At 58.1% G+C, this 4,896-nt stretch carries 6 protein-coding genes; 1 reads left to right on the forward strand and 5 read right to left on the reverse strand.

The annotated features are described in order from the left end of the window. Positions 1 to 39: 39 nt before the first annotated feature. The 3 genes from ACEQWH_RS13075 to ACEQWH_RS13085 are packed head-to-tail and all read right to left on the reverse strand — an operon-like array spanning position 40 to position 1,877. The gene (locus ACEQWH_RS13075; RefSeq protein WP_370231555.1) at positions 40 to 585 is read right to left on the reverse strand and encodes a biotin transporter BioY; all 546 of its coding nucleotides are present in this window, start codon (positions 583 to 585) and stop codon (positions 40 to 42) included. A gap of 22 nt (positions 586 to 607) precedes the next feature. Beyond that, positions 608 to 1,204, reverse strand: a complete 597-nt coding sequence (locus tag ACEQWH_RS13080; protein ID WP_370231556.1) for an energy-coupling factor transporter transmembrane protein EcfT — start codon at positions 1,202 to 1,204, stop codon at positions 608 to 610. Next, a complete protein-coding gene (locus ACEQWH_RS13085; RefSeq protein ID WP_370231557.1) occupies positions 1,197 to 1,877 on the reverse strand; it encodes an energy-coupling factor ABC transporter ATP-binding protein in 681 nt (226 codons plus the stop codon). The genes ACEQWH_RS13080 and ACEQWH_RS13085 overlap by 8 nt, the downstream gene beginning before the upstream one ends. Before the next feature lie 338 nt (positions 1,878 to 2,215). Between ACEQWH_RS13085 and ACEQWH_RS13090 the strand changes: the two genes are divergently transcribed. Then, entirely contained in the window at positions 2,216 to 3,184 is a 969-nt protein-coding gene (locus tag ACEQWH_RS13090) for a zinc-dependent alcohol dehydrogenase family protein (RefSeq protein WP_370231559.1), read from the forward strand. On the opposite strand, the gene ACEQWH_RS13095 is transcribed toward ACEQWH_RS13090, so the two are convergent. Together ACEQWH_RS13095 and ACEQWH_RS13100 are read right to left on the reverse strand one after the other, a co-directional pair. Then, on the reverse strand, positions 3,181 to 4,251 hold the full coding sequence (locus tag ACEQWH_RS13095; RefSeq protein WP_370231562.1) for an alcohol dehydrogenase family protein: 1,071 nt from the start codon (positions 4,249 to 4,251) through the stop codon (positions 3,181 to 3,183). The genes ACEQWH_RS13090 and ACEQWH_RS13095 overlap by 4 nt on opposite strands. Positions 4,252 to 4,350: 99 nt before the next feature. Then, on the reverse strand, positions 4,351 to 4,896 hold a 546-nt coding region (locus tag ACEQWH_RS13100), incomplete at its 5' end, for a carboxymuconolactone decarboxylase family protein (RefSeq protein ID WP_370231561.1).

The raw sequence follows: 4,896 nt of genomic DNA on the forward strand, positions 1-4,896 counted from the left end.
CAAGGCACCGCGTTTTTTCAAGATTGATATGAGGCTGTCTTACAGACCCGGATAGGCGCGACGCACACCGCGTGCGATCAGCGCGGCCAGCACGACCTTGATCGCGTCACCTGGCAGGAACACAAGGCATTTGCCCGCAACGACTGCGATGCTTTGCTTTGCGGTGAAGGCCCACCATGGGATGCCAAACAGGTACACAACACCGATGCCGCCGATGGCGATATAGATGATCGATGTGACCAAAGACATCTCGCCCGAATGACGGCCAAACAGCCAGCCGATGACAAAAGCTGCCGCCGCAAAACCGATGATGACGCCGCCGGATGGTGTCAGGAACAGGCCAAAGCCGCCACGGCCGCCAGCCATCAGTGGCAGACCAATCGCCACCAAAAGTGCGAAAAGCGCCAGTGCCAGACCGCCGCGCTTGGCACCTGCCAGCGCGCCTGCCAGCATACAGCCCATGGATTGCGCTGTGATCGGCACACCGCCCGCGATAGGCAGGGTGATCGGTGGGAACAGTCCCAAGGCCGCTGTCAGCGCGGCAAAGAGGGCAATCATCACGATGTCTCTGGTGTTTAGGGTCATCTTTGTGTCCTTCGTTTTTCTACTAGGGTCTATAGCCGCGTGCCTCGATGGCGTCAGCGATGTCTTCGGACATGCGCAGGGTGCGCACGAATAGGGGGATGGCAAGGGCAACAATGCTGTTTTCCAGCCCGCGCACGCGCTGGGCTTCGCGCACCTCACGGGTGATCTGTGCCAAGACTGGGATGAACCGCAGAGCCAGGGACAGGGCAAGGCTGACTTTGGCCGGGTTCACGCCGATTGGGCGCAGGAAAGGCAGGCCGCGTTCGATCCCGTCGATCATGTCAGAGGCGCGGGTTGTCAGGGTCAAAAGCCCCGCCAACAACAACAGCACCGCAAAACGGGCCACGACGAAAACGCCCAACTGCCAGGTATTGAAAATCGCCTGAGCGATAAAGATCGCGAGTAAAATCCACAGGGTCGGCCGGATCTGCGACCAAGCAGATTTCAACGGTAAGCCGCAGACCGAATACAGCAAGAGGGCCGCCGCCAAGCCAGCAAAAATGATGCGGATGTCGGCAACAAGAAAGGCCAGCGTGCCCAATACTGCCAAAGCCAGTACTTTGCCCCCCGCAGGGGCGCTGTGCAGAAAAGAGGTTCCGGGGCGATAGAGGTCAAACATCGCCCATCGCCTCGCGGTATTTGCGGATCGCAACCGAAGGCACGTCATCGGCCATCACGCGGCTGTCGGCAAAAACGATAACCCGATCAAAATCGGAAATCAGATCAAGGTCATGTGTGACCACAATCGCGGTTTGCTCTAGTTCCGAGATGGCCCGTGTGACCGTCAGCTTATTGCGCAGATCCAACAGTGTCGTGGGCTCGTCAAACACGATATAACTCGGCTCCATCACCAGGACGCCCGAAATTGCCAGCAGCTGTTTCTGACCACCGCTGAGGAATTGCGCCGCATGGGTGCGATGGCTTAGCAGATCATAGCGCTTCAGCGCCTCTTCTGTTTTGGTCGCAATTGTCTCTTTGTCAAAGCCAAGGTTTTTCATACCAAAGGCGATATCTTCTTCGACCAATGGAAAGACGATCTGGTTGTCAGGGTTCTGAAACACAAACCCGACTTTCTGGCGCACGTCCTTCGCCTTTGATCGTGTATCAAGCCCATCCACCGTGACCCGCCCACGGTCAGGCAGAAGCAATCCGTTCAGCAAACGCGCGAAGGTGCTTTTGCCGCTGCCATTGCCGCCAATGATGCCAATGCGCCGTTCTGTGAGGCTCAGAGAGACCTCAGACAGCACAACCTTCTCGTTGTAGGAAACAGAAACGTCAGTTAATTCGATCAAAGCGCGACTTACACAGACTGGCGGGGTTCCCGCGGATTAGAGTGGGCGGATAAAGAGTGCGCTCGGGGGTGTCAATGGTCCGAAACTCTAGGAATTAGCGCGTTTTGCAGCTGTTTCCGCTAACTAAGTCCTATCTAAGTGATTTTATTTAACTATTTATTTCAATAATTTAAGTTGCATCTGCAACGATTTAGGCGAATTTTTTGTAAAAGCCTGCTTCGCGCTCGCGACGTGGCGTTCCAGAGCGGCTAAACCCCAGTGTGGCCGCCTTTAGGGTTGTGCCGATCGGGCGCATACGGCTTAAGAAGGCGCATATCCCGTGAAACTTGGGGCTTTGGATGGAACATACCGCGTCAACACATCTGGCTCTGCGTTACGCCGAGTTTGGCAACCCAAAGCAGGTGCTTGCCCTCGCGCAAACCGATCTGCCGCGGCGCGCGGCTCGGTCTTTGCGCGTCCGGATGATCGCCGCGCCGATCAACCCGTCAGATCTGATCCCGATCTGGGGGGCGTATAAGCACCTGATTACACCGCCCATGATCGCAGGCTATGAGGGCGTCGGTCGCGTGATTGATGCACCAGACAGCCACGCGGATCTGGTTGGCCAACGGGTTCTGCCGTTGCGGGGGGCAGGGACGTGGCAGCAGGTTCTGGATTGTGACGCAGACATTGCCGTGCCGGTGCCTGGGGACGTTCCAACTGATTTGGCGGCGCGTGGCTATATCAACCCGCTGACGGCGCAATATCTTTTGCGAGAATGGCCCGTGCGGGGCAAACGCGTTGTGCTGACCGGGGCGGGGTCTTTCATTGCGGCGATCTTGGCGCAATGGGCGCGTGCGGATGGCGCTAGCGAAGTGATCGGCATCTATCGCTCTGCTCAACGGCGCGCAGCGCTTGAGGCGATGGGGGTCGTGCCAGTCCATGACAGCGACACACAGGCGATCCAGTCTATCGCGGCGTCGAGTCGTCTGGTCGTTGACGCCGTGGGTGGCCCCATGGCTTTGTCGATATTGAATGCAATGCCCGAGGGGGGCGAGTTTGTCGGCTATGGGCTGCTCTCAGGGCAAAGCGTGTTCCCAAACAGCGCGACCCGCGCAAATCTGCGGCGGTTTCATCTGCGCGATCGGCTAAAAGACCTGTCACACCCTGCGTGGCAACAACAGTTTCAGACGATCTGGCCAAGGCTGATGGCGACGCAATTGCCGGGGGTTGAGACCTTTGATCTGCACGACTGGCAAGCCGCGCTTGCGGCCTTTGATCGTCCGGGGCGGGCAGGCAAACCAGTTCTGAGGTTCTCGCAGGGCTAGTCCTGCGGAGGGATCAGCACGAAATTCCCGAGGTGCTGTTTCTTCAGAAACTCTTCCTGCGCGGTCGCGATGTCTTTCAGAGCAAAGGTCTTGGCCAGCAAGGGGCGTATTTCACCGCGTTCGATATAGCCGACAAGATTGGGGAAAACGGGCGCGTCCCAGGCGGTGCTTCCGATCAGCGTGATGTCCTTCAGATACATATCGCGCATGTCCAGCGCCACGATTGGACCCGCGATCGCGCCGCTTGAAACCAACCTGCCGCCGCGCTTAAGCACCTTGAGCATCTGGGGAAACTGATCCCCCGCGACATTGTCGACCACAACATCAACGCTTTCGTCCCCCAGGGCCTCGCGCAGATCTGTGTTCCGCGCCACGACCTGATCTGCGCCAAGGGCTGTCAGATCGTCCATTTTCGAAGGGCTGGTGATTGCAATCACCCGCGCGCCCCGACGCTTTGCAAGTTGCACCGTCGCCGAGCCCACGCCCCCTGATGCGCCCGCGACCAAAACCGTGTCGCCTGCCGAAACCTGCGCGCGGTGCAGCATATTTTCGGACGTCCCATAGGCGCAGGGGATGGTTGCCAGCTCGGCATCGCTCCAGTCGCACGAGACCGAAAAGATCTCTGAGGCGGGCACTTTCACATATTGCGCAAACGCGCCGTCAAAATCTGACGCCATCCACACGTTGTCCATCGTGTCATACCCGTTGGGGCGCATGCAGGCCCGTACCAGCACGCGTTTGCCCATCAGATCAGCGGTAACGCCTGTGCCAAATGCGACGACTTCGCCGCAGCAATCGGTGCCTTGGATAAACGGGAACGGGGTCGCCTTGTTCCAGCCTCCGTCCTCTTTTTGCTCGCCCTTCTCGGATTGGACGTCTGCCGTAGATTGCGTGTCTGCGGTCACGGTCGAGGAATACCAGCCCAGCCGCGTGTTGATTTCTGTGTTGTTCACGCCTGCCGCCAGAACCCGCAGCAATACCTCGCCCTCCTCGGGAACCGGGGTCGGTTCTGCGCGATAGACCAGTTTGTCATAGCCACCGTTGCCTGTCGTCACGACAGCCATCATTTGTGCTGGAATAGATCTTTCTGCCACGGGCCAACCCTTTGCGATACGCGATAACCGAGGTCACTCTAGGCAGATTTGGCAACGCGTCAAACCACGCCGTTAGGTCACCAAAGGCTCTGCCTGAAGGGCCGAGGCAATGTCGTCATCTAACGGTGTGTCAAACGAGTTCAGAATAAAGCCAAGCGTGGAATAAAACCCGACGGTGGCCATCAGGTCTAACAGACCCTTTTTGCCAACCAGCGACATGACGTCTGCCTGGGTAGAGGAAGTTAGGCGGTTGGTTTCAAAGATCTCGTCCACAGCCGCCGCGAGGGGGCGATCCTTGCCTTCGATCTGATCAAGCGGGCCTTTCAGCCGCGCTATCCTGTGATCGCTCAGTCCGGCTTTGCGGGCCCTCAGGATATGTTGTTGCCATTCATAAGTGGACCCAAGCCGCGTGCCGGTGCGCAGGATCACGACCTCTCTGAATTCCGCACCCAACGTGGTCTGATTAACCACATGCTCGCGCAGTGTCGCCCAAGACCTGAGCAATTGGGGGTGGTGGGCCATAGTGCGATAGACGTTCAGACCACCGGCAAACCCAGACAGCATATCCGAGATTTCTTCCGGCCAGTCGGCATCGGAAAGCGGTGCAAAATTGTGAGA

Origin of the sequence: Cognatishimia sp., assembly GCF_964229375.1 — a bacterium.
Taxonomy (GTDB): domain Bacteria; phylum Pseudomonadota; class Alphaproteobacteria; order Rhodobacterales; family Rhodobacteraceae; genus Cognatishimia.